This is a genomic window from Runella sp., assembly GCF_965279615.1.
In the GTDB taxonomy this organism is placed as follows: Bacteria; Bacteroidota; Bacteroidia; order Cytophagales; family Spirosomataceae; genus Runella.
In genome coordinates this window covers 7,831,092-7,857,490 of record NZ_OZ257252.1, presented here as the reverse complement: position 1 = coordinate 7,857,490, position 26,399 = coordinate 7,831,092, and the positions used below count along the sequence as shown (strand labels likewise).

The 26,399-nt window shown below is 43.6% G+C and carries 23 protein-coding genes; 15 read left to right on the top strand and 8 right to left on the bottom strand.

All coding sequences use genetic code 11. From position 1 onward, the window contains the following. Nucleotides 1-111: 111 nt before the first annotated feature. Nucleotides 112-1,527, top strand: coding sequence for a CCA tRNA nucleotidyltransferase (locus ACQY73_RS33265; RefSeq protein WP_428658859.1), 1,416 nt, complete (start codon nt 112-114; stop codon nt 1,525-1,527). Nucleotides 1,528-1,903: 376 nt separating this feature from the next. Beyond that, nucleotides 1,904-2,368, top strand: a complete 465-nt coding sequence (gene tnpA, locus ACQY73_RS33260) for an IS200/IS605 family transposase (protein ID WP_428668585.1) — start codon at nt 1,904-1,906, stop codon at nt 2,366-2,368. A 6-nt stretch (nt 2,369-2,374) separates the two neighbouring features. Here tnpA and ACQY73_RS33255 read toward each other — a convergent pair whose 3' ends face one another. The 3 genes from ACQY73_RS33255 to ACQY73_RS33245 all read right to left on the bottom strand — a co-directional run bounded on the left by ACQY73_RS33255 (nt 2,375) and on the right by ACQY73_RS33245 (nt 5,429). Continuing rightward, nucleotides 2,375-2,698: a hypothetical protein gene (locus tag ACQY73_RS33255; protein ID WP_428658856.1), complete on the bottom strand. Its 324-nt coding sequence runs from the start codon at nt 2,696-2,698 to the stop codon at nt 2,375-2,377. Between the two features lie 205 nt (nt 2,699-2,903). Beyond that, complete coding sequence (locus tag ACQY73_RS33250; protein WP_428658853.1) at nt 2,904-4,019, bottom strand: DUF2911 domain-containing protein; 1,116 nt, start codon at nt 4,017-4,019, stop codon at nt 2,904-2,906. 123 nt (nt 4,020-4,142) lie between these two features. Continuing rightward, nucleotides 4,143-5,429, bottom strand: coding sequence for a Gfo/Idh/MocA family protein (locus tag ACQY73_RS33245; RefSeq protein ID WP_428658850.1), 1,287 nt, complete (start codon nt 5,427-5,429; stop codon nt 4,143-4,145). 198 nt (nt 5,430-5,627) lie between these two features. On the opposite strand from ACQY73_RS33245, the gene ACQY73_RS33240 reads away from it, so the two are divergent. Beyond that, a complete protein-coding gene (locus ACQY73_RS33240; protein ID WP_428658847.1) occupies nt 5,628-6,485 on the top strand; it encodes a sulfurtransferase in 858 nt (285 codons plus the stop codon). Nucleotides 6,486-6,551: 66 nt separating this feature from the next. Here the strand turns inward: ACQY73_RS33240 and ACQY73_RS33235 are convergent, their stop codons facing one another. Next, nucleotides 6,552-8,093, bottom strand: coding sequence for a S8 family serine peptidase (locus tag ACQY73_RS33235; protein WP_428658844.1), 1,542 nt, complete (start codon nt 8,091-8,093; stop codon nt 6,552-6,554). An 85-nt stretch (nt 8,094-8,178) separates the two neighbouring features. Here ACQY73_RS33235 and ACQY73_RS33230 point away from each other — a divergent pair, with 85 nt between their 5' ends. The 6 genes from ACQY73_RS33230 (at nt 8,179) to ACQY73_RS33205 (ending at nt 15,847) form a co-directional block, all read left to right on the top strand. Beyond that, nucleotides 8,179-9,564: an aminopeptidase P family protein gene (locus ACQY73_RS33230; protein WP_428658841.1), complete on the top strand. Its 1,386-nt coding sequence runs from the start codon at nt 8,179-8,181 to the stop codon at nt 9,562-9,564. A 128-nt stretch (nt 9,565-9,692) separates the two neighbouring features. Further along, a complete protein-coding gene (locus tag ACQY73_RS33225; RefSeq protein ID WP_428658838.1) occupies nt 9,693-10,982 on the top strand; it encodes an aminopeptidase P family protein in 1,290 nt (429 codons plus the stop codon). 42 nt (nt 10,983-11,024) lie between these two features. Next, a complete protein-coding gene (locus ACQY73_RS33220; RefSeq protein WP_428658835.1) occupies nt 11,025-11,657 on the top strand; it encodes an MgtC/SapB family protein in 633 nt (210 codons plus the stop codon). Between the two features lie 207 nt (nt 11,658-11,864). Further along, on the top strand, nt 11,865-12,512 hold the full coding sequence (locus ACQY73_RS33215; RefSeq protein ID WP_428658833.1) for an NAD(P)H-binding protein: 648 nt from the start codon (nt 11,865-11,867) through the stop codon (nt 12,510-12,512). Between the two features lie 30 nt (nt 12,513-12,542). Beyond that, the gene (locus tag ACQY73_RS33210) at nt 12,543-12,983 is read left to right on the top strand and encodes a GNAT family N-acetyltransferase (RefSeq protein WP_428658830.1); all 441 of its coding nucleotides are present in this window, start codon (nt 12,543-12,545) and stop codon (nt 12,981-12,983) included. A gap of 44 nt (nt 12,984-13,027) precedes the next feature. Next, the gene (locus ACQY73_RS33205; RefSeq protein WP_428658827.1) at nt 13,028-15,847 is read left to right on the top strand and encodes a formylglycine-generating enzyme family protein; all 2,820 of its coding nucleotides are present in this window, start codon (nt 13,028-13,030) and stop codon (nt 15,845-15,847) included. Here ACQY73_RS33205 and ACQY73_RS33200 read toward each other — a convergent pair. Next, the gene (locus tag ACQY73_RS33200) at nt 15,844-16,248 is read right to left on the bottom strand and encodes a DUF4174 domain-containing protein (RefSeq protein ID WP_428658824.1); all 405 of its coding nucleotides are present in this window, start codon (nt 16,246-16,248) and stop codon (nt 15,844-15,846) included. The genes ACQY73_RS33205 and ACQY73_RS33200 overlap by 4 nt on opposite strands. 164 nt (nt 16,249-16,412) lie before the next feature. Here ACQY73_RS33200 and ACQY73_RS33195 point away from each other — a divergent pair, with 164 nt between their 5' ends. Further along, a complete protein-coding gene (locus ACQY73_RS33195; protein ID WP_428658821.1) occupies nt 16,413-17,144 on the top strand; it encodes an NIPSNAP family protein in 732 nt (243 codons plus the stop codon). A 128-nt stretch (nt 17,145-17,272) separates the two neighbouring features. Then, complete coding sequence (locus ACQY73_RS33190; RefSeq protein ID WP_428658818.1) at nt 17,273-18,124, top strand: c-type cytochrome; 852 nt, start codon at nt 17,273-17,275, stop codon at nt 18,122-18,124. Nucleotides 18,125-18,129: 5 nt separating this feature from the next. On the opposite strand, the gene ACQY73_RS33185 is transcribed toward ACQY73_RS33190, so the two are convergent. Continuing rightward, on the bottom strand, nt 18,130-18,993 hold the full coding sequence (locus tag ACQY73_RS33185) for an alpha-1,2-fucosyltransferase (protein WP_428658815.1): 864 nt from the start codon (nt 18,991-18,993) through the stop codon (nt 18,130-18,132). 183 nt (nt 18,994-19,176) lie between these two features. Between ACQY73_RS33185 and ACQY73_RS33180 the strand changes: the two genes are divergently transcribed. The 4 genes from ACQY73_RS33180 to ACQY73_RS33165 are packed head-to-tail and all read left to right on the top strand — an operon-like array spanning nt 19,177 to nt 24,373. Continuing rightward, nucleotides 19,177-20,115, top strand: coding sequence for a sirohydrochlorin chelatase (locus tag ACQY73_RS33180; protein ID WP_428658812.1), 939 nt, complete (start codon nt 19,177-19,179; stop codon nt 20,113-20,115). Further along, on the top strand, nt 20,115-20,684 hold the full coding sequence (locus ACQY73_RS33175; protein WP_428658810.1) for a PepSY-associated TM helix domain-containing protein: 570 nt from the start codon (nt 20,115-20,117) through the stop codon (nt 20,682-20,684). Before ACQY73_RS33180 ends, ACQY73_RS33175 begins: the two co-directional genes overlap by 1 nt. 5 nt (nt 20,685-20,689) lie before the next feature. After that, nucleotides 20,690-22,963: a TonB-dependent receptor gene (locus ACQY73_RS33170; RefSeq protein WP_428658808.1), complete on the top strand. Its 2,274-nt coding sequence runs from the start codon at nt 20,690-20,692 to the stop codon at nt 22,961-22,963. Between the two features lie 36 nt (nt 22,964-22,999). Next, complete coding sequence (locus ACQY73_RS33165; RefSeq protein WP_428658805.1) at nt 23,000-24,373, top strand: HmuY family protein; 1,374 nt, start codon at nt 23,000-23,002, stop codon at nt 24,371-24,373. 269 nt (nt 24,374-24,642) lie between these two features. Here ACQY73_RS33165 and ACQY73_RS33160 read toward each other — a convergent pair whose 3' ends face one another. Together ACQY73_RS33160 and ACQY73_RS33155 are read right to left on the bottom strand one after the other, a co-directional pair. Continuing rightward, a complete protein-coding gene (locus tag ACQY73_RS33160) occupies nt 24,643-25,812 on the bottom strand; it encodes a glycosyltransferase family 4 protein (protein WP_428658802.1) in 1,170 nt (389 codons plus the stop codon). A gap of 222 nt (nt 25,813-26,034) precedes the next feature. Beyond that, complete coding sequence (locus tag ACQY73_RS33155; RefSeq protein WP_428658800.1) at nt 26,035-26,334, bottom strand: isochorismate lyase; 300 nt, start codon at nt 26,332-26,334, stop codon at nt 26,035-26,037. Nucleotides 26,335-26,399: the final 65 nt, after the last annotated feature.

Genomic DNA, 26,399 nt, shown 5'->3' with positions numbered 1-26,399 from the left:
GCAAGGAATCCAAAAATTACCGGTAAAAAGCATTTTTCAGGTGCTTTCATGCATGAAATAGAGGCTAACAGCGCTACAAATGCTACCTTTGCAGCGTAAAAGTTTGGAAGAATGAATTTTAGTGAAGTCTTAGATAAACATTCTATTTTTAACGTTGTTGCCCAATGTTCTAAAGAACTTGGCGTAGACGCCTATGTAATAGGAGGTTACGTACGTGATCTGATTTTAAAGCGTCCCTCCAAAGACATTGATATTGTATCTGTCGGAAGCGGAATAGAGTTGGCCGAGGGAGTGGCAAAAAAATTGGGCGTGCATGTTAACGTATTTAAGAACTTCGGAACGGCTCAATGCAAAGTAGGTGAGTTGGAGATTGAGTTTGTGGGCGCAAGGCGCGAATCCTATCGAACAGAATCCCGCAAGCCAATTGTGGAAGATGGCACTCTTCATGACGACCAAAATCGTCGAGACTTTACCATCAATGCTATGGGTATCAGTCTTAATGCCGAAAACTATGGTGATTTGATAGATCCTTTCAATGGCATTGGCGATCTGCGAAAAAAACTCATTCGGACGCCGTTGGATGCTGAAATTACCTTTTCTGACGACCCGCTTCGCATGATGCGGGCCGTGCGTTTTGCTTCTCAATTGAATTTTGACATTGAACCGGACACATTTGATGGCTTGGTAAAAATGGCTGAGCGCATTGATATTATTTCAAAAGAACGAATCAACGACGAACTCAACAAGATTATCCTCTCAGCAGTGCCTTCGTATGGCTTTAAATTATTGCATCAGGCAACTATTTTAAAGCGCATCTTTCCCGAATTTGTAGAACTGCAAGGAGCTGAGTACCAAGATGGAAAGGGACATAAGGATAATTTTTATCACACTTTACAGGTACTGGATAATATTTCCAAAAATACGGATGATCTGTGGTTGCGTTGGGCGGCGATCATGCACGATATTGCAAAGCCCGCGACCAAGCGCTTTGATAAAAAGGTTGGTTGGACTTTCCACGGGCACGAGGATCTGGGCGCACGTATCACGCCACGTATTTTTCGACAGATGAAGTTGCCGATGAACGAAAACATGCGATTTGTGCAAAAACTCGTTCGACTCCATTTGCGCCCCATTGCTTTGTCAAAAGAAACAATTACGGATTCCGCATTGCGACGATTACTTTTTGATGCCGGGGCTGATTTGGAGGCGTTAATGACCCTTTGTCGTGCCGATATTACTTCCAAAAACCCCGAAAAAGTCAAAAAGCATTTAGCGAATTTTGATAAAGTAGAGCAAAAACTCTACGACCTCGAAGCTCGCGATCAGATCCGAAATTTCCAACCGGTCATTACGGGCGAAGTCATCATGGAAGCTTTTGGTCTGAAACCTTCTGCCGAAGTTGGTATCATTAAAACCGCCGTTCGCGAAGCTATTTTGGACGGTCTTATTCCCAACGTATATGAACCTGCCTTTGCGTTTATGTTGGAAGAAGGTAAAAAAATGGGCTTGACGGCGGTGAATCCATAATTCCAATGACCGTTTCTATAGACGTTGAACTCCTCTGGAGTTCTTAATTTGTGAAGGTATTTTTCTTTTGATAGACGTTGAACTCCTCTGGAGTTCTTAATTTGTGAAGAGTATTTTTTTTATAAATGTTGAACTCCTCTGGAGTTCTTAATTTGTGAAGAGTATTTTTCTTTTGATAGACGTTGAACTCCTCTGGAGTTCTTAATTTGTGAAGAGACGTTGAATTCTTCTGGAATTCTTAACTGCTAAATGTGACATTCCTGCTTCATAACGTCATAACCTTAAAACGTTGAATAACGACACCGGAGGTGTCAAACGTTTATAGAACTTGTGGGTAATGAACGACGACACCATCGGTGTCGCACAAAAATGTTTTATGGCGAACACCTATTCCAAAATTTATTTACAAATTGTTTTTGCAGTCAAAGGGCGACAATCGCTTATTCACTCTTCATGGGAAGAAAGATTGTACCGCTATTTAACGGGCGTTGTACAAACGAAAGGACAAAAAATGCTTTCAATCAATGGAGTAGCCAATCACATTCATTTATTGATTGGCGTAAAGCCGGATTGTTGTGTCTCAGATTTAGTACGAGAGATAAAGAAATCATCAACGCAGTTTATCAATGAAAACCGTTTTGCACAGAGTCAATTTGCCTGGCAGGTAGGTTTTGGCGTATTTTCATACCATGAATCAATGCTTGATAAGGTGATTCGGTATATAGAAAATCAAAAAGAGCATCACAAAAAACACACTTTTAAGGAAGAATATATTGCTTTCCTTAAAGCGTTTAACATTGACTACGAAGAAAAATATCTATTTGATTGGCTCGAAGATTAATACCGATTACTTCGATTTCATCATTGGCATTTCGTCAATTCCCAAGGTTGTTAAAGTTGGATTTAAGACATGAGGGGTAATGGTTACTTTAAATACTTTGTGTCCCGCCACGTCGAAGTCGCACGTGTATTTTCCTTTGGCCTGCAAGCTTCTGTAGACCGCTGAGTAATTGACTTTGAGCGGCCAACCATTGAGCGCTAATTGCGCTGAAATATTTTCAATGGTCTTTTTCAGATTAGAAAAATAGGTAATGAACGGTTCACGTTGGCGTAAATTGCTGAGCGAACCGATATAAGTGATACGTACTTCGTAAATGGTTTGTTGGAGCATTGACCGTATTTTTTGGCAAAAAATTCACCGAGAATAATTTTTGTCAATTTTATGAAAAATTATTCTATTATTTTTCAGGGCATAAACTTTTTTTACCGTTGTGGCGTTTTTACCTTAGTTGCGTTTAAAAGAAAAAAAGCCGCTGATATGTTCAGCGGCTTTCGTTTTTTATAAACTTCAAAAAGGCAGAGATTTTCTCTGTATTCTAATTCACATCTTTGCCTTCCTCCAATTTCTTTATCATTGTTGCCACACTGTTTTTGTTTAACTCATTAGGGGCCTGGGGCAGGGCTGCTTTCATAAGATCAAGGGCTTTTTTATACTCACCATTGGCTGAATACGCGCGAGCCAAACCAACATTCGTTGTAAATTGATTCGGGTTTTTGTCGTAATTGGCTTTAAAAACATCAAAGGCTTCCTTGTTGCGTTTAGCTGCCAAAAGAGTACGGGCATATTGGTGCAACTCATTCATATTGCCAAACGGGATGGCTTCTTTCATAAGTACGTCTGCTTCGGCGGTTTTATTCATTTTCAACAAAACCCCCGCTTTTGCGCTTAATGTTTGAAAATTCTTTTGCCCGATAAAAGGCGCTGAAATCCCCTGATCTGCCCACGCAAGGGCTTTCTCCAAGGCTACATTGTTTTGAACGCAGTAATTGGCGGCTTGTACAAATGATTGCCACGCAAAACCGGGCGTAGTGCGAAGTTCATTTTCGAAGCATGCGATCTGAGCAGCGTGAATATCCGTTTCTACTTTGAACGGTATCCGGCGTTTTTCCCATTGTAACGCGATGGTCGCACCGGTTTCAGTTTGGTCTGTAAATTCATATTTCAGCCACTCGACATTTTTGTCCAAGGCTTGATTTTTGACCGTTACGCGCAATGCATCCTCGGCAGGCTCATAATAAAAACTTCCCCACGAAGTATGGTTTTTGGAAAAAATGATCGTCGTTTCCTGCTCGCCAAGAATCATATGAATACCATACGTACCCGCTGCCAAGTCTTTTCCTTCGACCTTTACGGGATGAGAGAAGGTAATAGTGGTGTTTTCATTTGCGCCTGCCCGCCAGGGAGCCGCTTTGCTGGTACCGAAACCCAAGTCAATCAAGCCATAATGCGCAACGGGAGTCCCCCAAATTTTGCCTTCCCGGCCTTTCACGCCCGGACGGTCGTAATTGATGGTGATTTTAGTCAGGCCGATCTGTTCTGATACAGAAGCTTTTTTGTTTCCGCCGCCCGGCGCGGTTGTGAGTTGTCCTTGAGAAAAAGCCTGTAATGTGAGTAATAATAAACACGCGAAAAAAGTAGATTTTAGTTTCATGGTTAAAGTTGTTTGAAGATTACTGCGAAGTACTTCAAAAAAAACCATGAATAAATCCCCCTTTTCGCGTGATTTATTGGGCATTAACCGGTAAATATCAGTCTTTTGCCAAAAATAAATCGGTTAGAGCCAATCCCAGCCCTGACGATATTCGCGGGATAATAGCGCGTTTGCTTCACCATCGTGACGGAATTTCTCTTTTTTAGCATTCCAGTGCAATTCGCGCCCCAGACGCCAGGAAATAAGCCCTAAATGCATAGGAAGCGTCATTTGACGGGCATATTCAAGGTTAGATTCGGGCTGAGTGCGTGTTTTGACCGCGTTGACAAAATTTTGCTGATGGCCCGGCGAACGCGGAATACTGAGCGGAACGGTCTCAACATCTTTCATGACTATTCCGCCGATGTTAATTTCGCGGGTATTATAATCACACACGAGTGTTCCTTTATCTCCTTCAAAATAAGCGCCAATGGCCGGATTGGCACCACTTGGCACGTTTGGAGGAGGCGTAGAAGTCCAGTAAATTTTCAGGTTTTCGAATTGGTAATCTACGTCGATCCATTTAGGGGTGTTGCCAATGCCTTCGGACACTTCACCTCTGGCACTGACGGTCGTTAGATTCTGCGGATTGAGCGACCACCATACGACGTCGGCAATGTGGCACCAAAAATCCTGATAAACTCCGCCCGAATAATCCAGAAAATAACGATAGTTAAAATGACAGCGTTCCGGCGTATATTTTGAATAAGGCGCAGGACCGAGCCAATAATCCCAATTGAGCGTAGTAGGCGGTTCTTGATAGTTGGCCGGCCCTAAGATCGGCGGTGGTCCTGTTTTCCATAATCGCACGGTATGCACATTGCCGATAACGCCGGAACGAATGATTTCAACGACGCGGTGATAATTGTCGCCGGCGTGGATTTGGGTTCCCAATTGAAAGATACGATCATGACGTTTGAGCGATTTAAGCATTTTTTGACCTTCCCGTACACTGTATGCCAACGGCTTTTCGCCATACACATCTTTGCCGGCTTCAAATGCCAGAATCGCGACCTGAGCGTGCCAATGGTCAGGTGTAGCGCAGGTGATGGCATCAATGTCTTTGCGTTCCAGAATCCGACGAAAATCGCTGTAAACTTGGACTTTAGAATCAGGTTGCAAACCTACCAGCGTCTTTTGCGCAGTGGCTAAGCGCGTTTCGTCCAGATCACATAGCGCTGCTACTTCTACATCCGGCAATCCGGCAAACCATTTCAAATGTTGAGTCCCCATTCCTCCCAAACCGATGTGGGCTACGCGGAGACGGTCACTTGGAGCAACTTTACGCGTAAAACCTGAGAGAAAAGGAAGGCTGAGGGCAGCAGCACTGCTTTGTTTTATAAAACGGCGACGGTTGAGGAGATGAGTCATAAAGTTAGTCAAGGGTTTTCTGCTTTCAAAAGCGTGAATTACAGCTATTCTTACTATGGAAAGAATTGAATATATAGAAAAACGGGCTGTGAACTAGTGGGTTTAACGAATAACAACAAACCCGGAATGCCCCCTTTTTAATTTACTGTCTACTTCCTAACTTGCGTTTACAATAAATAGAAACAAAAACAGTAAGAGATGTCACAGAAATTCTCACCGATTATTAAACCCGCTGAATTAACAGCGTTAACGCAGGAAAATAAACCGATCATTATTGACGCTCGGGCAGGTGCCGGGGCTAAAGAAAGGTATGCCGTAAAGCATTTGGCAGGAGCAATGTTTGTTGATTTGGAAAAGCAATTGGCCAATGTACCAACTGACGCGTCTAACGGAGGGCGACATCCTTTGCCTGATCTTACTGATTTTGCACACGTCTTAAAACAACTCGGTATCGGGCCGGAGAGTCATGTAATCGTGTATGATGACAAAAGCGGGGCCAATGCCGCCGCCCGTTTTTGGTGGATGCTGAAAGCCATCGGGCATTCCAACGTGCAAGTGCTTGATGGTGGAATGGATGCAGCCGTTGCTGCCGGTTTTCCCGTTAGTTCAGAAGAAGAAACGCCGACAGAACCTGCAAAAACGTACGATAGCCTTCAATGGCTGTTGCCAATGGCCGATATCTATGAAGTGGAAAAAGTGGCGCAAGACAAAGACTATTTAGTTATTGACGTACGTGACAAAGACCGTTTTGATGGTAAAGTCGAACCTATTGACCTCATTGCCGGTCATATTCCGGGAGCTGCTAATATTCCGCTTACAAGTAATTTGGACGCCAACGGCTTTTATCTCTCACCGGCCGAATTAAGAGAAAAATATGAAGAAGCACTGAGTGGGAAAGATGCCGACCATGTCATTGTACATTGCGGTTCGGGCGTAACGGCCTGCCATACATTGCTTGCGATGGATTATGCAGAGATGGAGATTCCCAAACTGTATGTAGGTTCTTGGAGTGAATGGTCAAGAAATGACCTGCCAATGGTGACATTAGATAAGTAAGAGTAGCTCATTATCAAACCTTATAGGTCTCGCTATTATCGTTAACGAGACCTATAAGGTTTAGCTTTACTCCCAAATCACCTCGATTACTTCATTTTTCAGATCAACCGTCGTGTGAGTTTCGCCTTCCTGCCGTTGAAGGATTACCTGACCGTCACGCACACGTACAACTTCTTGCGTTAGAACGTGCATTGAATTCTTTTTATGAAAAAGAGAAACCATTTCTCCCGCGCCGGGAAGTTTGAGGGTGTAGGTAGTACCGGTTGCTTTTACTTCGTGCGCATACATTGTTCCGGATTCGGCGGGATTTTGCAACAGCGCCAATGCTCGTGAAGCCAAAGGTACGCCGTATCCTATAAAATTATTCCCATAAGGATACAAATGGGCTGATTTTTCAATGAGGCTGATGAGTTGTTTGTTGGTCAACGTTGGATTGGCCTGCATCATGCAAGCTGCAAACCCCGTAATGACGGGAGCCGACAAAGACGTCCCATATAGCGAAAAACAGGAAACATTTGGCTTCAGGTAAGGTAAAAATTCGGGACCAATGCTACTGTAACCAATGCGATTCCAATATCGTTGATTAGTGGCTCCCACGGCCAAAACTCCCTGAGCATCAGCGGGAGTGGAGATGATGCGCCAACTTGGATCGTCGCCTTCATTGCCTGCCGATACGATCACCAAAATCCCCTTCTTATCGGCGGCTAATTGCGCTGCCCGGCTGATAACGCTGGTTTTACCGTCCATCTGATTGATTTGATAATTATCATTAGGGTCGGTAAAACCTTGGGCATATCCCAATGAGGTATTTATCAGGCGTACGCCGAGGCTATCCATCCATTCCATCGCGGCTACCCAATTGTCTTCTTCGCCGCGAAACTCGCGGGTGCCATGGTCGGTGCGGGCCAGATAGAATTGTGATTCAGTAGCTAATCCATTGCTTTCGGTGCGGCTGGTGCCGGAAATGGCGCCCATTACTTCTGTACCGTGAAAATCGGAGAATGTCTCGGCAGTTGTGTAAAATTTATCAGAATACGTTAACGGTGGGTTAACATAGTCGCGCTTGTCCAAGATGGCTTTGCGGTCAAAAATGTGTTTCAAGAGGCCATTGGAAGGCGCTTCCAGAAAACCGGCGTCTATCACACCAATGGTTACGCCTTTGCCATTCAGACCTGCTTTCTTAAATTCGTCGGCCTGTACCTGCGTCATGACGGGCGCCATCGCGGACCGGCGATTGGGTTGGGTTTTGGCAATGTAAAACTGCCCGTTGATGGGTTGTACGTTGCTGACAAAAGAGAGCGATTGAACATTTTTTAACTGTTCAGGCGTAAGCCGGGCTGAAACCGCATTGAACCATTTAGATACAGTGAGCGGCTGACATTCAACGGCTTGCAGTTGGTTTAGGTATTCTTTTTTAACAGGCAGGTCTGTTTCGTCAAAGGAAGTAAGTCCTTGTTGGAAGCGATTTTGAAGCGTTTGGGGTGAAACAGCGGGCGCATCGTTCCCATTTTTATCTTTCAAAAAAATCCAGTACTTTGTCTGCGCCAAACAGCTAAATGAAAAAGACAGCATCACCAACGCCGCTATCGTCGTTCCAATTTTTTTCATCCTGAGTAAGTTAAGAAAACGTATGATTCCCTAAAATTGCTAAAAAATCACACAAAGTTCACAAAAATTTCATAAAAGAATACAAATGTTTTCGACAAATACCTACGCTTCGCGCCGCAACAAACTCAAAAGCCAAGTTTCCGATGGTTTATTGTTATTTTTAGGAAATGAAGAATCGGGAATGAATTATACCGATAACACGTATCATTTTCGTCAAGACAGCACCTTCCTTTACTATTTTGGACTCGACAAAGCGGGCTTGGCGGCCATCATTGACGTTGAATCAGGGGAGGAATGGATCGTGGGGGATGAAATTACAATGGACGATGTGATCTGGGCCGGCCCTCAACCCACATTGGAAGAGCAGGCTGCACGGGTGGGAGTTGTCAAAATACTCCCGAAATCAGAACTCGGAGCTAAAATAAAAGACAGTCTGAGCACGGGCCGTACGGTGCATTTTTTACCTCCGTACCGACCTGAGCATACGATCAAATTGAATGAATGGACCGACCGGTCTTTAGCCGAAATTTCTCAAAAGGCGTCATTGGAATTCATTATGGCGGTGATTAATCAACGTTCTTACAAAACAGACGAAGAGATCATTGAAATGGACAGAGCGGTCAATATTTCGGGGCAAATGCACATCAATGCCATTCGGGCTACACATGCCGGCAAGTATGAATACGAGATTGCGGGCACTGTTCACGGTACGGCGCGGAGCGGCGGTGGAGATTTGGCGTATCCGATCATTCTATCGGTAGATGGGCAAACGCTTCACAATCATTACCACGGCAATCGCCTCGAAAGCGGTCGATTGGTATTGGGCGATTTTGGTGCCGAAACGGCAACGCACTACGCGGGCGACATTACCCGGACGTGGCCCGTTGACAAAACATTTACCCACCGGCAAAAGGAAATTTATCAGATCGTGTTGGATGCCAACATGAACGTGATCAATGCTTTACGTCCCGGTATAAAATACCTTGATTGTCATTTGATCTCTTGGCGGACCGTAACGGAAGGTTTAAAAAATATGGGATTACTTGAAGGAGAAACCGACGAAATGGTCGCCTTGGGTGTGCCGGCCCTGTTTATGCCACACGGTGTCGGACACATGATCGGGATGGATGTTCACGATATGGAAAATTTGGGCGAAAATTATATAGGCTACCGTGAAGGCTTAGAACGGAGTAAGCTGTTGGGATTGAAGTCGTTACGATTGGCCAAAGAACTGGAGGCGGGTTTTGTGCTGACCATTGAGCCCGGTATTTATTTTATTCCCGAATTGATTCAGTTATGGGAAGGCCAAGGGAAGTTTCAGGAGTACATCAAGTACGATAAACTCAAAGAATATTACGACTTTGGCGGCGTGCGTATTGAAGATAACTACCTCATTACGACCGACGGAGCTAAACTCATCGGTGATCCGATTCCCAAAACCATCGCTGAAATAGAGGCATTACGTATCTAAAGTAATTAAGAAATTTCTTACCTGTTAACTGTCATGTAAAGTCGCAAAGATGCTAAGATATTGCTATCATACATTTCATCTCTGCGGCTTTGCGTGAATAATTGTGTCGTATTACTTACTGTTTTAAAATGCGCTACGAAGCAATAGATTCTCAATTAGTTACAACCAATCGCCAACGACTTTATAAGCTCTTAAAGCCCAAAAGTCTGGTGGTGTTGAATGCCAATGATCCCATGCCGACCAATGCTGACGGCACGATGGGTTTTAAGCAAAATTCAGATTTATTTTATCTTTCAGGAGTTGATCAGGAAGAAACCATTTTAGTGTTGTTTCCCGACCATCCCGATCCCAAATTTCGGGAAGCTCTGTTTTTGCGGGAAACAAGTGAGCTTATTGCCATATGGGAAGGTGAAAAACTGACCAAAGCGCAGGCAACTAAAGTCTCCGGTATTCAGCGTATTTATTGGATGAACCAGTTTGAATTGATATTCAGTCAGTTGGTCTTTGAAGCTGACTATGTGTACCTCAATACCAACGAACACGCTCGGGGCCCCGGACAGGTACAAACGCGGGATGCGCGCTACATTCGCGATTTTAAAGACAGATATCCTTTGCATCGCTTGGAACGATTGGCCCCGCTGACTTATTACCTTCGGGCGGTCAAACAGCCGCAAGAAATAGATCTACTCAAAAAAGCCATTGATATTACCAACGACGGATTTCTGAGGGTGCTGAATTTTGTTAAACCGGACGTGTGGGAATACGAGATCGAAGCTGAATTTATTCATGAATTTACCCGAAAACGTTCCAAAGGTTTTGCTTATGGCCCTATCATTGCTTCGGGAAAAAATGCGTGCGTGTTGCATTACATCGAAAACGATCGACAATGCAAAGACGGCGATATTTTGCTCCTTGATGTAGCGGCCGAATACGCCAATTACAACGCCGACCTAACACGCTCCATACCCGTCAACGGTCGTTTTACGCCGCGCCAACGGGAAGTATATGATGCAGTATTGCGCGTAATGAAAGCGGCTCGCAGTCTGTTGGTTACCGGGACGTTGCTGGATGATTATCAGGCAGAAGTAGCCAAAATAATGGAAAGTGAATTGCTTGGATTGGGACTTTTAACCAAGCAGGATATTGAAAAACAAGACCCCGATTGGCCTGCTTATAAGAAGTATTTTATGCATGGCACATCGCATTTGCTGGGGTTGGACGTCCACGATGTGGGTAGCCGTTACCGCGCTTTTGCCCCCGGTATGGTTTTTACATGCGAACCGGGTATTTACATTAGAGAAGAAGGTTTGGGGATTCGCCTCGAAAACAACATTTTGATTACCGCCGACGGAAATATTGACCTCATGGCTCATATTCCCATTGAAGCGGAAGAAATTGAAGAAATTATGAACAGATAGCCGGTAAAGTTCTTATTTTTAGTGATTTATATTGAACTACGAATGGGTAATTTTTTTACGGAAGATGTTATAAAATTGCTTATCGCCGCGGGCTTGGGTGCGTTGATTGGCGTAGAACGCGAATACCACAGCAAATCGGCCGGTTTACGCACTATGATGCTGATCGGCATTGGTTCTACATTGTTTACAATAATTTCGTCTAAGATGGGAACCGATGCAAGTCGTATTGCGGCGAACATCGTGACGGGCATAGGATTCATCGGCGGTGGGATCATCTTTCGTGAGAATAATCGCGTGGTGGGTATTACAACCGCCGCAACAGTTTGGGCTACTGCGGCGTTGGGTATGTGTGTAGGAATTGGCGCCTACGAAATCGCAACGGTATCATCGGGTATTGTTTTGTTGGTATTGTATGCGCTGTTGCCTGTCCAAGGTCTTATCAAACGCCGCAATCAGCTTCGCAATTACCGTATTGTGCGTAAGTTTCAGCAAAAAACTTTAAAAAATTACGAGATACTTTTCAGGGAATTGGGGTTGGATGCCAAACGAGGTGTGCAGAGTCGGATAGGAGATACCATTACAGGAACATGGATAATTCAGGGTTCTGAACGACAGCATGAAAAGTTGACCCGAATATTATTGAACGATCAGGAAGTACTGGAGTTTGATTTCTAGCCGTAACACCGTTAAATAAATTGTTATCGGTATGGTTTTTACTCCTGCCTGTTTTTTTTGTATTTTACCCTGAAGTAATTTCTCGTTACTGAGCCTTCCGAATGAATATTTAAGAACGGCCGGAATAACACACCATTTCAGGATAACTGACCCATTAAATATGCAGCCAATAATAGAGTCCGGTATGATTAAACTATTTCTATGATTATGACCTCCGAAAAACGTAGTGCATTAGTAATTGGGGCTACAGGTTTGGTAGGAGCGAAGGTAGTGGCAAAACTATTGTCTTCTGAGAAATACACTCATGTCAAAGTCCTGGTACGTAAGCCTTTCGAAAGCGATCATGCTAAACTGGAAAGTATTATTTTTGATTTTGATCATCCCGATCCGTTGCTCGCTCAGGCCGATGACGTATTCTGTTGTTTGGGAACAACCATGAAAAAGGCCGGCTCCAAAGACGCTTTTTATCGCGTGGATTATACCTACCCTTACGAGATCGCAAAACTGGCCCTGGCCAACGGAGCAAAGCGTTTTTCCATTATTACAGCCATGGGCGCGGATCGCAGTTCTCTATTTTACTACAATCGGGTGAAGGGTGAAATCGAAGAATCGTTGAAAAAAATGGGGTACGAAACGTTACTTATCTTCCGACCTTCGCTGTTGGTGGGAAAGCGTGCAGATACGCGTTTTGGAGAGGTGGCCGGAGAATGGCTGATGAAGGTTTTTCAATTTATCATTCCCGCCAAATACCGATCCATTGAAGCAGATAAAGTGGCCGAAGCGATGGTTTCCATTACCTCAAGTAACGTAAAAGGGACGCTCGTATACGAGTCTGATCTGATGCAGGAATTCTGATTTAAACATGTATTAACCCTCTTTATATCCGTGTCGTCTGCCATTACTATTCGCCAAGCTGCTGAAAGTGACGTTATTACCATTTACGATTTCATTTGTGAATTGGAAGAAGAACGTTTGGATTTTACGGCTTTTCAGGGAATCTTCAACCGAAACCTGCAAAATCCCGACTGTCATTATTTTTTGGCATTCGATGATACTGTCTGCGTTGGATATGCGAGTGTTCATGCGCAGTGGCTGTTGCACCATTGCGGGAAAGTTGGTGAAATTCAGGAAATGTTTGTCGTGGCGAATTATCGTTCTAAAGGCGTAGGAGGTTTATTAATGCAGGAATTGATGAACGTGGCCGAACGTGAGAATTTCAAAATTCTGGAAGTGACGGCCAATAAAAAGCGCGTGGAGACACATCGCTTTTATGAACGTAAAGGCTTGGAACCGACACATTTTAAGTTTGTAAAAAAGTATGGATAATTTGCCGGGTCTCTGCATCTTTACGTTAAAACGCAAGTAGATAAATGAGACTGTTGCCGATCATCCTTTTCCTTCCCTTATGGACAATTGCCCAACTGAAACCATCGTTTGTTGAGAATCGCATTTTGCGCGTTGAGCATTTTAAAATGGGCGATTCTTCCGTTCATTCTTACCAACCGCTTCCTTTATTTTCTTATGTATTGAATGATAAATACGCTACCACCGAGCGTACTGTTTTTCAATCCGATAACGAAAAATTGACGTTTGTTTTAGAGAATAAACTGAGTGTAACGTATGAAGCTCGCCCATCAGACGGGCCTGCTCCTGTGATTATTACGTTTATCAATACCTCTGCCGATACCCTTCGCCTTCGAAACGTGGTTCCGTTTGGTGAATCCGATTCGCACGTTTATGTAACTGGACTGGGAAATCACCCGTTGTCGCGGGCGCATTTATTTCGGCCCGGTTTTGCGCCGGTCAATGTTATTTTGCCCGATAATGCGTGGGAGTTGGGATTTTCGGCGGTGCAAACAACCCCTCCTCAATCCTTCGAACCGTCGAGCCGCCCTCTAAGGGAGGAAGTTAGTGGAGTCTGTGCATTAATGCGGCGTGTAAAATGGGAAAATGCTACGCGTCGACGTTTTGAAACCATCCTGCCACCCAAAGGAACCGTAACATACCATCTTTGGCTGGAAACCTACACGGGCAATTGGCAGGAAGGAATGCGTGAAGTATTCCAAAAAAGAAAGTTGTATGATCTCCCGCAATTTGACAATGCTCTTTTTGAACGTCCTGATCTGCAATGGATTCGTAAAAGCTATGTTGTTCATTTAATGATGGCTTGGGACCAACGCTTTACGCTTGGTGCCGGTTGGGGAAAGGGAATCCATGAGTTTGTTAAACGCGGCAAATCCCTCTATGGCGGCGATGACGTGATTGGCATTTGGCCGACGTGGCCCACGCTTGGATTGGATCAGAGGAACCAATTTGATCTGTTCAAAGACTTGCCAGGCGGTTTGCCTAATCTCAAAAAGATGGGGAGTACGTTGCGTTTGCAGGGCACAAAATTGTTTTTGTGTTATAATCCGTGGGACGAATCCACTCGCGATGCCAACAACCCCAAAGCACATTTAAAAGGACTTTCGGATCTCATTGCGGCCACAGCTGCCGATGGTGTGGTGTTGGATACGCGCGGCAGCAGCAGTAAAGAATTGCAGGAAGCCGCTGACCAAATGAAAAAAGGGGTGGTAATGTATAGTGAAGGAATGGCCATTCCCAAAGATATGCCCGGCATCGTGGCCGGACGGGTACACAACGCATTGTATTATCCGCCAATGCTTAATCTCAATAAATTTATCAAGCCCGAATTTGCCATTTTTCGCGTCGCCGAGCAATTTAAAGAGCGTATTCGACGAGAATATGCGACGAGTTTTTTCAATGGATACGGCACCGAAATCAATGTATTTCAGGCCGGTACGCCCGATTGGGCCGAGGAAGACTATCGCTTTTTAGGACAGACGACGCGCATTTTACGGGAAAACAGTTCGGTGTTTTTGAATAATAACTATACGCCACTCATTCCCACAACCCGCGATGGTATTTTTGTAAACAAATGGCAGGATTCTACCAAAACACTTTATACCATTTTCAGTCTGATTCCCGAAGGCTTTAATGGACCGTTGTTTGAGGTAAAGCCTCGGAAAGGGTACCATTTCGTCGATTTATGGAATCACCGCGAACTAACACCAATCTTTCAGGGTGGCAAGTGGTATGTCGAAGTCGAAACAGAATCTTTTCATAAAAAATATTTAGGGACAAATAATGAAGGTGCAGTGGGGTGCGTAGCAGAAATGCCTAATGTAATTGAAGGCATAGAAGATATGATTCCAATTTGGGTTAACCAAAAAGGCAGTCTTCGTTGCTTTATTGACAATCCAAGTTATGAAACTAAGTTTATTGAAAAAAAGGCGCTTGGTAGTGATTCACCACATGGATTTAATAATACCACCTATTGGGCAATTTTTCCGGATTCATTGCATAAGTTTTTTGGCCGTTTTCCTCACAAAGTGATCATTCAATTTTTTGACACTCATAAAGTGATGTTAGATGAAATGGTTGTTGAAATAGACATAAACAAACCGAGAAAGTTGTATCAGGCAGAAAGATCTGCTTACATAAACAAAAGTTTAGAAAAAGAATTTAAAGAACATTATAACCCATTAGATCATCCGCAAAATAACGAAGTCTTAATTTCTAAAGGCCACTATCGTCACACTACTACCCACGGTGATGTGTTTTTGCCCTATCCTGAAAAGGACACAACAACGGATCGAATAAGTGGATTTTTAATGGATAAAAACTTAGTGACCAACAATGATTTCAAGAAGTTTTTGACTACCTCAAAATACAAACCTAAAGATCCCGCCAACTTTTTAAAACATTGGAAAAACGGACAAATTCCTAAAGGGGAAGAAATGAAACCTGTGGTTTATATTTCACTCGAAGATGCTCGTGCCTATGCCGGATGGGCGGGAAAGCGCTTGCCCACGGAGCGTGAATGGCAATATGCAGCAGAAAAAGATTCTTTGGTAAAAACGTCGGCAAGGTTCCAAACCTTGCCGACGTTAAACCTGCCGACGTTGAATGATTTACAAGGTGTTGTTTGGCAACTAACCAACGATGAATACCAAGTCGGTCAATATCGCTATATCATGCTGAAAGGCGGAAGTTATTTCAAGCCTTTGTCGAGTTGGTGGTACGTGCAGGGCGGCGCTCAACCGCTTACGCATCAACAGATTTTACTGCGAGTATCAGAAGGATTTGAGCGCAATGCTACGGTGGGTTTTCGGTGCGTAAGGGATTAATTCTTTTTCATTTCAGCGCGACGCATCGGCATAGCATCAATGAGACCAAAGAGTTGCTCGGGTTTGACGGGTTTGCCGCTGGTGAGTTTGATTTCGCCATCTTTGCCGATCAGCCACATACAAAAATGATTTGGCGCGTATTTAAATCGCTCTTTTAGATGAAGGCTGTCTTCTGTCGACAAATCAGATTCGATGCAGTCAATGACGTATAAATCGCGTTCCGATAAGTCTTTCCCCACCTCGTTGAGCCACTTTTTTTGAAGTTTATATTCAGCCTCTGATACCTTAGGACAGTAGACTACGATAACCCGATTTTTCCCAATTATCCTTTCCAATTTATTCTCCAAAGGATCTTGGAAGAAGAACAAAAGACTGTAAATGGCAAGGGTGAATAAGTGCATTCCGGTGATTTTTAGAGATGAATTGATTATTTTCTATCCCTCAATTCGTATGCCAAAATTGAGTTTTCGACAATTTCATCCATTACCAACGGAAAACTTATTTTCAGGGACATAGAATTCGGGGTTTTATGTCTTTATACTTATAAATAAACCGATAAACTGATATGTTTAAACAATTTCTTTCCGCTATGCTTCTTTTTGCCGCCGCTCTGACGGCTTCTGCGCAGGATACCCGCTTGTACGAAACACGAATTTACTATACCGAGCCCGGTCGGTTGGAGGCATTATTGACTCGTTTTCGTGATCATACGACAAAAATATTTGAAAGCCACGGCATGACAAATGTGGGCTACTGGGTGCCGTTGCATGAGGAAAACAAACTTATTTATGTGCTTTCGTATCCCGACCGCGCCGCCCGTGATGCTTCGTGGAAAGCCTTTGGCTCCGATCCTGTGTGGAAAAAGGCCCAAAGTGAGTCGGAAGCAAGTGGTAAAATTGTGTCGAAAGTGGAAAGCATTTTCATGAAAGCGACCGATTTTTCGCCAAAGATCAAATCGTCTGAAAGCAAAAAAGAGCGGGTGTTTGAGCTACGTACCTATACTACTACTGCCGGAAAATTGCCCGATCTGTTGACCCGTTTCAGAGAACATACCGTAAAATTGTTCAAAAAACATGGCATGACCAATGTAGCCTATTGGACTGTGGACGGCAAAGACGATACATTGATCTATATCTTGGCACATCCGAGCGAAGAAGCCGGTAAAAAAGCATTTGAAGATTTTCGTGCTGATCCTGTGTGGGTAAAAGCCCGCGATGAATCGGAGAAAAATGGAAAACTCACAACCAAAGTGGAATCTGTGTACATGAAAGCAACAGATTTCTCAACTATAAAGTAAACGTGCCGTTGGGTCCTCAGACCCAACGCTTCGGTTTCTCAAAACCGAAAGTGCGCAAGGTTTTGAGAAACCTGTGCGACAGTTTTGAGAAACTGTCTGCACACTTTGATACTAAAATCCCTCCTTACATGAAAAAAGTACTTGTTGTTTTGGCATTTGGTATAGCTCTTGCGAGTTGTAACAATTCTCAAACATCGGATAATCAATCTGCGGTTTCGGATTCGACAGCGGTAGATACTGTTGTTGTTCCCCAAAAAGATTCGCTGAGTGTATATTTGCCCGATATTAAGGCATCATTACCCGAAGCGCAAACGGTGGAAGTCAAAGACGATCCTGTATTTTTTAAAACGAAATCGTATAAGGCAATTCCATTGCAGACCGTTTTGGATCAATTTCTGCCTGCTTACAAGAGCTTGGATATCAAGCAGACACAGATCGTATTTGAATGCGAAGACGGCTACAACCCTTCAATGTCGTTGGAAAAAGTATTGAGCAAGAAGTCTTATCTGGCAATTTCTGACGTGGAAGCTCCCAAAGGGCAGGAATGGATAAATCCTAAAAAGGGTGATCATGAAATGAAAATAGCGCCATTCTACGTAGTATACACCGACGTTCCGGCCAAAGATGTGACCTATAAATGGCCTTATAACTTGGTCAAGATCAGCTTATCGGCTGCGTCGAAAGAGTTGGCGGTGTTGTTCCCCAAAGAAGATGATACACAGGTAAAAGGATTTGAATTGTTCAAGGTCAATTGTTTGACGTGCCATTCGCTTAATAAAGTAGGCGGCAAGATGGGCCCGGAACTCAATTACCCCAAAAGCGTGACGGAATATTGGCAGATCGATCAGATCAAACAATTTGTAAAAGCGCCGACTTCTTTTCGAAATGAATGCAAAATGCCCGCCGTTACGCACTTATCGGACAAAGAATTGGATGAGATCGTCAATTATTTGAAATACATGGCAAAGCATAAAGTATAACACTGTTAAAGCCCAATCCAAGCTTCAGGCAACAGATTCTGCGTATTAAATCGCTCCGTAGAAAACCATTTTTGCGGGGCGATTACTATTTTGTCAGGACGCGGATTAAGCCAAGCGCCCCACCAACTGAATGTACTGTTGGCAATGATATGATGCCGGCAATGAGCCATCAGCCATAGATCTTCATGGGCTGAATTGCCTTCCGAGAAATGCATTGGAAACGGGGCAATTAACTGATCTTTAACCCATTCGATGTCGTCCGAAAAAATAAAAAAGTGAGGGTTTGGCACTTGATGAGTAATATGCTTAATCGCCCGTTGGTAATAATCCATTTCGAGCGGCTTTAGATACCGATTAGCTTTGGAGGTTTTTGCATAATCGCCGCGCCGAATATGAATACTCACTGACGAACAACCGGCTACCTTTTCTTTGAAGCGTTGAGAATGAGAAGAAAGTGGAAGTTTCAAGCTGAATTCTTGACGAATGAGTGATGAAATAGCCTTAAAATACTTTTCCGATTGCCAATAACCGTCCAAATAATGGCTGCTTTTAATGGACAAAACCGGTGAGTAAAAATGAAAATACGGTTCTTTAAAATAACGAGCGGGTTTGATGCCGAGCTTTCGACCCATTCGTTGTAAAAAATGATGAGGACTTCCTGCCAGTGTTTGAATTTCTTCTTTTGTGGCCTGTTCCGCTTGAATAGTAAAGGCACTCAACGCAAAATTTCTGCTTGTCCAATCGGATGTTTGGGCAAGCAATGATGTGTCCAATTTCAATTTCGTTTGATTTATGATCGCCAGATGTCGCCCTAAGGCATATTGGAAAAGTTGGTTGCCCAACCCACCGCTAAGTTTTACGATGATCATAGAATACAACCGGAAGGAGAGGAAAACTTTGAAATAATAAAGCACAAATGTAAGCGGCAGGCGCGAATTATGACAAATGTCAGCTATTTAAAATAATTCTAAATAGTTTTTGGTTTTTGAGTTTTAGCCTCTACATTTGTGCCATTATTTATAATAAGTCTAATTAATAATTACGATTTTCCTATGAAAAGTATCTATTACATCATTGCCACCCTCCTGTTGTTGGCAGCGTTTTTTTCGTGCCAAAATAATTCAGGCAGTAGCCAAACCGGCGAAACTGCCGGAGCGGGTGACAAAAAGATCGGCGTCCTGTTAGTAAACCACGGCTCAAGATCAGAAACGTGGAGAAATGAATTATTACGTTTAGAGAAAAACGTTACCGATTCTATTTTACACTCAGGCGATGTAAAGGGTCTGAAAACGGCTTTTATGGAATACACCGAGCCGTCTATCGCTACGCGACTGAAAGAGTTTGATAAAGAAGGATTTACGGATATCGTCATCATTCCTGTTTTTCTTACCGTAAGCCCGCATACGTTTGAAGATATTCCGACGATCATAGGTCAGAAAGAAGATCCTGAGTCGAAGGAAATGCTGAAACTGGAAAAAATTGAACGCTATACGCCCAAAGCCAAAACGCACGTTACGCCTACCCTTGATTTTACCAATGTGTTGAAAAACAATGTATTGAAGCGAGTAACCGCGCTTTCCAAAGAGCCTGAGAAAGAAGGCTTGGTGCTGATCGGATACGGCGATGAAAAATACGAGAAAGAATGGATCGACCTGTTTAACAACGTGGCAGAGTTTGTAAAAGAAAAAGTAGGCATTGACCAACATACCTACGGCTGGTGCGGGCACATTGCTCACTATAGTTCCGATAAAACAAGCGAAGCGATCAACGCTGTGTTGGCCAAAAAAGAAAAAGCGGTTGTGATTCCGGTCTTGGTAGCGCACGATGAAATGTTCCAGATCAAGATCATCGGCGGTGGTATCGAAAAAGTAAAAGACAGCAAATCCAAAGTGTCTTACAAACCCGATTCTATTTTGCCGGATACAGACATTGAGAAGTGGGTTACGGATGTAGCCAAAGAATATGTTGACAAAGCCAAGGCTGAAAAGTAATGGATTGGTCAAAGAAAAAGATAAGACGCCTCAACATTGCCACTCACCGAGATTTGGGCTATTTCTTCTCAGCGCTGATTATAATTTATTGTGTTTCAGGGATCGCGCTCAACCACGTTGATGATTGGAATGCTGATTTTATTATCACCAAAAAAGAAATAAAGCTCAATAAGGCGTACACTAAAAGCGACATTACGGAGCAGCAGATCAGGAAATTTAACGCGATGGTAGGAGAAGAGAACTATAAATTGTTCGATTTTCCTACTTCCGATCAGGTTAAAATATACTATAAAGATGCCTCGTTGCACCTGAATTTTTCTACGAAAACAGGCTTGTACGAAAGTGTGAATAAACGACATGTTTTTTATGAATTCAACGTCATTCACCGCAACAGTCTCAAACAGTGGAAATGGGCGTCAGACATTTTTGCGGTGTTATTGATCCTGATCACGGTGACCGGGTTGTTTATTCTCAAAGGTAAAAACGGACTTGGGGGCAGAGGTAAATGGTTGATCATCGCCGGAATTGTTCCACCTGTTATTGCCATCATTCTGGTGTATTTAAAGTGAAATGTATGAAAAAGAACCTATGGAGTCTGCTTTTGTGCCTGTTTGCCTTTACCCCTGCCTTTGGGCAAACCGGTAAAGTAGAGGGTGTCGTTAAAGCAAATTCAAAAGAATTGCCCGGGGCTTCTGTTCGGCTTAAAGATACCAAGTACGGCCAAATTACAGCCAATGACGGAACCTTTACGTTAGAAGCACCGCAGGGGAAATATACGTTGATTGTTCATTTTATCGGACATCAGGCGCTTGAAAAAAACATTGAGTTACGGGCGGGAGAAGTGGTGAAATTGGGAGCGTTGACGCTGGACGAGCAAATAGCCGGTCTGGCGGAAGTGGTTGTTACGGGCCAATTTGAGGCGCAATCGGTACGAAATTCTGTCTATCAGGTTCGAACCATCACCAATCAGCAGATCCAATTACGAGGTGCTACCAGCGTTCAAAGCGTTTTGAATACCGAGCTTGGAATGCGGTTTTCGAATGATTTGACACTGGGTACTACCGATGTGCAACTGATGGGAATGTCAGGCCAAAATGTAAAAGTATTATTGGATGGCGTGCCGTTGGTTGATCGAGGCTCTACCCGGGAAAGTATCGGCCAGATCGACATTAACATCATAGACCGCATTGAAATAGTGGAAGGGCCGATGTCGGTTTCGTATGGAAGTGATGCCCTTGCCGGGGTTATTAATATCATCACCAAAAAGGGTGAATCAAATGGCCTTTGGACGCTTACCGCGCGCATGCAGGAAGAAACGGCAGGTTCAGAGTACCAAGCCTTCAACGGAAAAGGTACTCACAATGAATACGTTGGAGTAGCGTGGCAGAAGAAAGGATTGCAGGTGTCCGGCAATTTTACGAGAAATTTCTTTGGCGGATGGCAGGGCAGTTTTACCGGACGCAAAAAAGAATGGATGCCCAAGGAACAGTACCTCGCTACCGGAGGTATCACCTACCGTACTGAAAAATGGAACGCTTGGTACCGCTTCAACGGTACGTATGAGAACCTGAAAAGCTTGGGAGATACCTATATCAGTAACCAAACCAATAACCTTTCGGCTACCGATCTGTATTTTATTACCAAACGTGCTTTTCACCAATTTCAAAGTGAATACCGTTGGAATCAAAAGAACAGTTTTACGGCGGTAGCCTCTTATACTGACTACAGCAGAGCGACTCAAACCACTGACATAGACCTTGTTCGAGATAGACGTACCCTTTCGCTTACGGGTTCTCAGGACAAATCTATTTTCCAAACCACCTTTGCACGCTTTACGGGTCAACATAAATTCAGTTCGAAGGTTTCGCTCCAACACGGTTTGGAATTGAATTTCAACAGCAGTTCGGGAGAACGAATTTTGGGAACGCCTTCCATCAATGAGTTTGCTTATTTTGCTTCTACCGAACTGAAAGTGACACCTCGGATAAACCTGCGTCCCGGATTGAGATTTATCCGAAACTCAGTGTATAACGCGCCTCCGGTCATCCCATCCATCAACACCAAATTTGTCTTGGGAAAAGGATTGGACTTGCGTATGGCCTATGCACGAGGATTCAGATCACCGGCTTTGCGTGAATTGTATTTTACCTTCTTTGACAGTAACCACTCCATCAGAGGAAATACCAACCTAAAGGCTGAAAATTCAAACAGTTTCAATGCTTTCCTTTCTTGGCAAGCCATTGAAAAGACTTCTATGCGCCTGAATTCTACCTTGGGAGGATTTTATAACCAATTCCAAAATCTTATCTCTATCGGGACCGACCCTACGAATCCTCAGGTGTCTACGTACCTCAATGTGGATAGTTATAAGACGACAGGGCTTACCTGGAACAATACGCTTTATTGGGGCAATATTCAGGGCAGTTTGGGCTTCTCGCGCATTGGGCGCTATAACAGCTTTTCGAGCAGTGAATCTTTGCCGGTCTTTATTTGGTCAAATGAGGTAACGACAAATCTGCGCTACACGGTACCTAAAATAGCAACGACACTGAGTCTGTTTTACAAGTATACGGGCAAGCAGCCAAGCTACCAATCTATTTCTACCGCCAACGGACAACAGGTTCGTCTGGCCGAAACCGCAGCCTTTACTACTGCTGACTTGACCGTTAACAAGGTCTTTTTCAAGAATTATACGTTGGTAGGCGGCATTAAGAACGTGTTTAACATTACCCGCGTAAACAATTCAGCCATTGATACCGGAGCCGCCCATAGCTCAACGGGAGCCATTCCGATGTCGTACGGACGATCTTTTTTTCTGGGGCTAACAGCCCAATTGACCACACACTAAGGTGTTTTTTACTAAAAAATGTAAACTGTTATTAAAATGAAACGAGTATCCACCGGAATTTTATTTGCATTTGGTATGCTGGCCTTTTCAGCCTGTAAAGAAGAAATTGCCCTGCCGGATAATTTAGCTGCTTTCACCACTGCCACGCAGGGAATTGACGCTGAAGAAGCTACTGTTCAGATTGCTTTGAGCAGAGCCACAGACGTAGCGATTCCTATTACGATACAATTGACGCCTACGTTGGTTACGTACGACAAAGAATTTGTGACCGAGCCGGCCGCGACCAACAATATTGTGACGGCTACTGTCCCGGCCGGACAATCGAGTGTTTCAATAAAAGTAAAGAAAAAAGCAAACGTTTTCCTGAACGGTGATGAAAGCCTCACGATGAAAATCACGTCTATAGGTACTCCTGTTTTGGCAGGGGTGAATACAGAAACAAAATTGAGCTTTGCCGCGATCACTTCGACCGGAAGCAAACTGACGGGAGAGGGAAAAACGACCGAGTCAAATTATACGAATAACGTATACTTTGATCTAAGCGCCAATGCGACTACGCTTTCTGCGAGAAAGAGCTGGAATTTAGGCTTTTACCACGGAGGTCAGTACCGCGTTATCTTAAATCCCGGGTATCAGTCTTCGGCAGCACCTACGACAAAAACAGACATTGGCACTGTAACCTTGGCAGATACTGCTTCTGTACCTGAGCTAAACTTTGCGCCCGGCGGTGATGGCACGTTGGCTTTAGCTGATTATTGGGATGGCGATCTTACCAAAACTGTTTTTGCAGAAGTGTCGGCTACCGACGCTCAAAACAAAGTTTATTTGGTAAGTTTTGAAGGCAGCAAAACAAAAGACAAGTGGTTTAAAGTAAAGGTAAACCGTAACGGAGAAGGTTATAAAGTGCAGTTTGCAAGAATTGGCGAGACAGCCATCAAAACCGTAGATATTGCAAAAAATGCCGATTTCAATTTCAGCTTCCTTTCGTTGGAAACAGGCGCAACCGTAACTGCCGAGCCTCGCAAGATCAATTGGGATATCCAATGGGGATACAGTACGTCAAACGCCGGTACGACTCCGCCAACTCCTTATTGGTTTCAGGATTTTATCCTGTTGAACTACGCCGCAGGGGCCGAAGCGGCAGAAGTGTTGGAAAGCACCGTAACGTATGATGCGTACGCCGAAGCTAACATCGCTACTTCGACTTTCTTAAAAACAAGAGATGCGATCGGCAGCAAATGGCGCGTAACCAGCGGTGCTACGCTAGGTATCAGGCGTGATCGTTTTTACGTGATCAAAGATCCATCAGGCAATGTCTATAAACTTAAATTTGTAAGCATGGGCTTGGCAAGCGACGGCGGCGAGCGCGGTAAACCGGTGATCGAATACAAATTGGTTAAGAAAAAATAACCACAAAAAAGTTAATAAAAAAAGCCGTACGGTGTACGGCTTTTTGTGTATTAGTTAGTGTGGGTGGTTTCCGATAGTGCAGGCGGTTTCTCAAAACCGCCGTCGGGGGTTGCTCACAACCCAATGTGACGGATTGCTGAGTGTTTAAATAATTGTTTACATGAGGTTGTGAGCAACCTCAACGCAGGTTTTGAGAAACCTGCTTCACCTAATGTGCCGGCGGTTTTGAGAAACCGCCGGTGGAGTTGTGAGAAATTCAAAGCAGCATATCAAATACGTTCATTGACTTTTGATACACTCTCATTTAAGTTTTGTATCAGCAAATGATATTGTTCTGTACTTTTCTCCCAAGTATAAATTCTCTTTACTGCCGTTTGACCCTTTTGTCCCAAGTGTTTACAGTTCAGCGGATGATTCAAAAGCCACTGCAATTTTTTCATAAATTCCATCTGATTTGTAAAACATAACCCACCCTCCAACTCTGAAACAGCCCCCACATCCCGACATAGAAAGGGCACTCCGACCGCCATCGCATCCAAAAGCACCAACGGCTGCACTTCCGTGTAGGTAGCGGAAACAAATACATCGGCAGCATCATAGGCGGCTTGAATTTCTTCCATGGTAAGCTGTTCAAGCAAATAAACAGTTTTGTTTAAGCGATTACCAACGGCTTGTTCCAAGTTCTGAGAATACGCGTTAAAATGGCTTCCTATAAACACTAAAATCGTATTCTCAGGAGATAACTTTATAAATAATTTAATAAGCTCACGCTGACCTTTTTCCCGACTGTAGTTCCCCACACAGAGAAGTATTTTAGCATTTGGAATTCCAAAATTCTCCTTAAAATCAAACGCTGTCGGTTGAGAGAATGCAGGATTGGCTCCGTTGGGAATAATAGAAAAATTGCTGATTCCAAGACGTTTTGCTTCCATCACATCCCACATTCGTTGTTTGTCATGCTTTTCACTTAAAAATACGTAGTGGTCAAAAAGGGTTAATTTCTGAGAAAAATGCCATGCTTTAGGGCGATCAAGCAACCACCGAAGCCACCCTTTCAGTCCCGGATAACGAAGGTGAATGGTGGTTCCGTGGCTAATAAGGATATTCTTACCTTTGATTTGGTCAAGAACAGGAATCGCCAATTCCGAAATCCACGTTTCCCAACAATGGAAGAAGAGGACTTCAAAATTTGATTCGATCAAAAAACGTTGGTACGCTTTAATAGTTCTGCGTTGGGTATACTTGGTAAAACGATTATAGTGAATGGGAAACGTTATGATTTCAAAAGGTGCATTACGAGGTTGGTCGGAAGGTTGTGTTACTATCGTTATTTCATATCCCAAACGGTGCAATCCGAGGGCCTGTTGATAGGCTGCTTGGGCAATGCCGTGTGTTTCGGGATAAAAGCCAAAAGCGGCGATCAGAATTTTTGTAGCCAAAATATGTTAAAGAAAAAGTTCTTTAACATAGACTGAAAAACGGTTGAAAAGTGACGTGAAAATGGAACGCTGATGTTTACACTGTATTTATCTTTAACTATCACGCAAAGCCGCAGAGGTGCAAAGAAGTTGACTGTCATGTATTTATATCTTTGCACCTCTGCGGCTTTGCGTGCATAATTCAGACCCAAAAATCTTAAAAATCAGCGTTCGGAAATGAAGCTATGAAATATGATTTTTCCAATATTTCAACTCCTCTTCAATGAAATGATTGACTAAGTCAAAATACATCTTTTCGATGGCGTCAGGTTGCAGACCTGCGGTAATCGCCCACTCACGACGTTGCAGCAACATGGCCTTAAATCGTTCGGGTGCTTTTACGCCTGCTTCCGATGTTTTGAAAGGAGCGGCGGCTTTGACGTATTCAAACCGCTTGCCTAAAAGTTGGATAACCTGCAGGTCAATGGCATCAATTTCAGTACGAATATCCTGCATATTTTGGCATTCATTGGGTTGTTTCATAGGAATAACGTTAAAATAAAAAATCCCCCTTCACGCGTGGCAAAGAGGGATCTATGAATTTGTGA

Bases quoted from the DNA above. Each gene is read 5' to 3' on its own strand.
- ACQY73_RS33220 (WP_428658835.1), top strand. From the start codon at position 11,025: ATGGGTAATTTTTTTACGGAAGATGTTATAAAATTGCTTATCGCCGCG.
- ACQY73_RS33170 (WP_428658808.1), top strand. From the start codon at position 20,690: ATGAAAAAGAACCTATGGAGTCTGCTTTTGTGCCTGTTTGCCTTTACC.
- ACQY73_RS33180 (WP_428658812.1), top strand. From the start codon at position 19,177: ATGAAAAGTATCTATTACATCATTGCCACCCTCCTGTTGTTGGCAGCG.
- ACQY73_RS33255 (WP_428658856.1), bottom strand. From the start codon at position 2,698: ATGCTCCAACAAACCATTTACGAAGTACGTATCACTTATATCGGTTCG.
- ACQY73_RS33155 (WP_428658800.1), bottom strand. From the start codon at position 26,334: ATGAAACAACCCAATGAATGCCAAAATATGCAGGATATTCGTACTGAA.
- ACQY73_RS33250 (WP_428658853.1), bottom strand. From the start codon at position 4,019: ATGAAACTAAAATCTACTTTTTTCGCGTGTTTATTATTACTCACATTA.
- ACQY73_RS33185 (WP_428658815.1), bottom strand. From the start codon at position 18,993: ATGATCATCGTAAAACTTAGCGGTGGGTTGGGCAACCAACTTTTCCAA.
- ACQY73_RS33240 (WP_428658847.1), top strand. From the start codon at position 5,628: ATGTCACAGAAATTCTCACCGATTATTAAACCCGCTGAATTAACAGCG.
- ACQY73_RS33230 (WP_428658841.1), top strand. From the start codon at position 8,179: ATGTTTTCGACAAATACCTACGCTTCGCGCCGCAACAAACTCAAAAGC.
- ACQY73_RS33175 (WP_428658810.1), top strand. From the start codon at position 20,115: ATGGATTGGTCAAAGAAAAAGATAAGACGCCTCAACATTGCCACTCAC.
- ACQY73_RS33265 (WP_428658859.1), top strand. From the start codon at position 112: ATGAATTTTAGTGAAGTCTTAGATAAACATTCTATTTTTAACGTTGTT.
- ACQY73_RS33225 (WP_428658838.1), top strand. From the start codon at position 9,693: ATGCGCTACGAAGCAATAGATTCTCAATTAGTTACAACCAATCGCCAA.
- ACQY73_RS33235 (WP_428658844.1), bottom strand. From the start codon at position 8,093: ATGAAAAAAATTGGAACGACGATAGCGGCGTTGGTGATGCTGTCTTTT.
- ACQY73_RS33195 (WP_428658821.1), top strand. From the start codon at position 16,413: ATGTTTAAACAATTTCTTTCCGCTATGCTTCTTTTTGCCGCCGCTCTG.
- ACQY73_RS33205 (WP_428658827.1), top strand. From the start codon at position 13,028: ATGAGACTGTTGCCGATCATCCTTTTCCTTCCCTTATGGACAATTGCC.
- ACQY73_RS33200 (WP_428658824.1), bottom strand. From the start codon at position 16,248: ATGCACTTATTCACCCTTGCCATTTACAGTCTTTTGTTCTTCTTCCAA.
- ACQY73_RS33165 (WP_428658805.1), top strand. From the start codon at position 23,000: ATGAAACGAGTATCCACCGGAATTTTATTTGCATTTGGTATGCTGGCC.
- ACQY73_RS33215 (WP_428658833.1), top strand. From the start codon at position 11,865: ATGACCTCCGAAAAACGTAGTGCATTAGTAATTGGGGCTACAGGTTTG.
- tnpA (WP_428668585.1), top strand. From the start codon at position 1,904: ATGGCGAACACCTATTCCAAAATTTATTTACAAATTGTTTTTGCAGTC.
- ACQY73_RS33190 (WP_428658818.1), top strand. From the start codon at position 17,273: ATGAAAAAAGTACTTGTTGTTTTGGCATTTGGTATAGCTCTTGCGAGT.
- ACQY73_RS33245 (WP_428658850.1), bottom strand. From the start codon at position 5,429: ATGACTCATCTCCTCAACCGTCGCCGTTTTATAAAACAAAGCAGTGCT.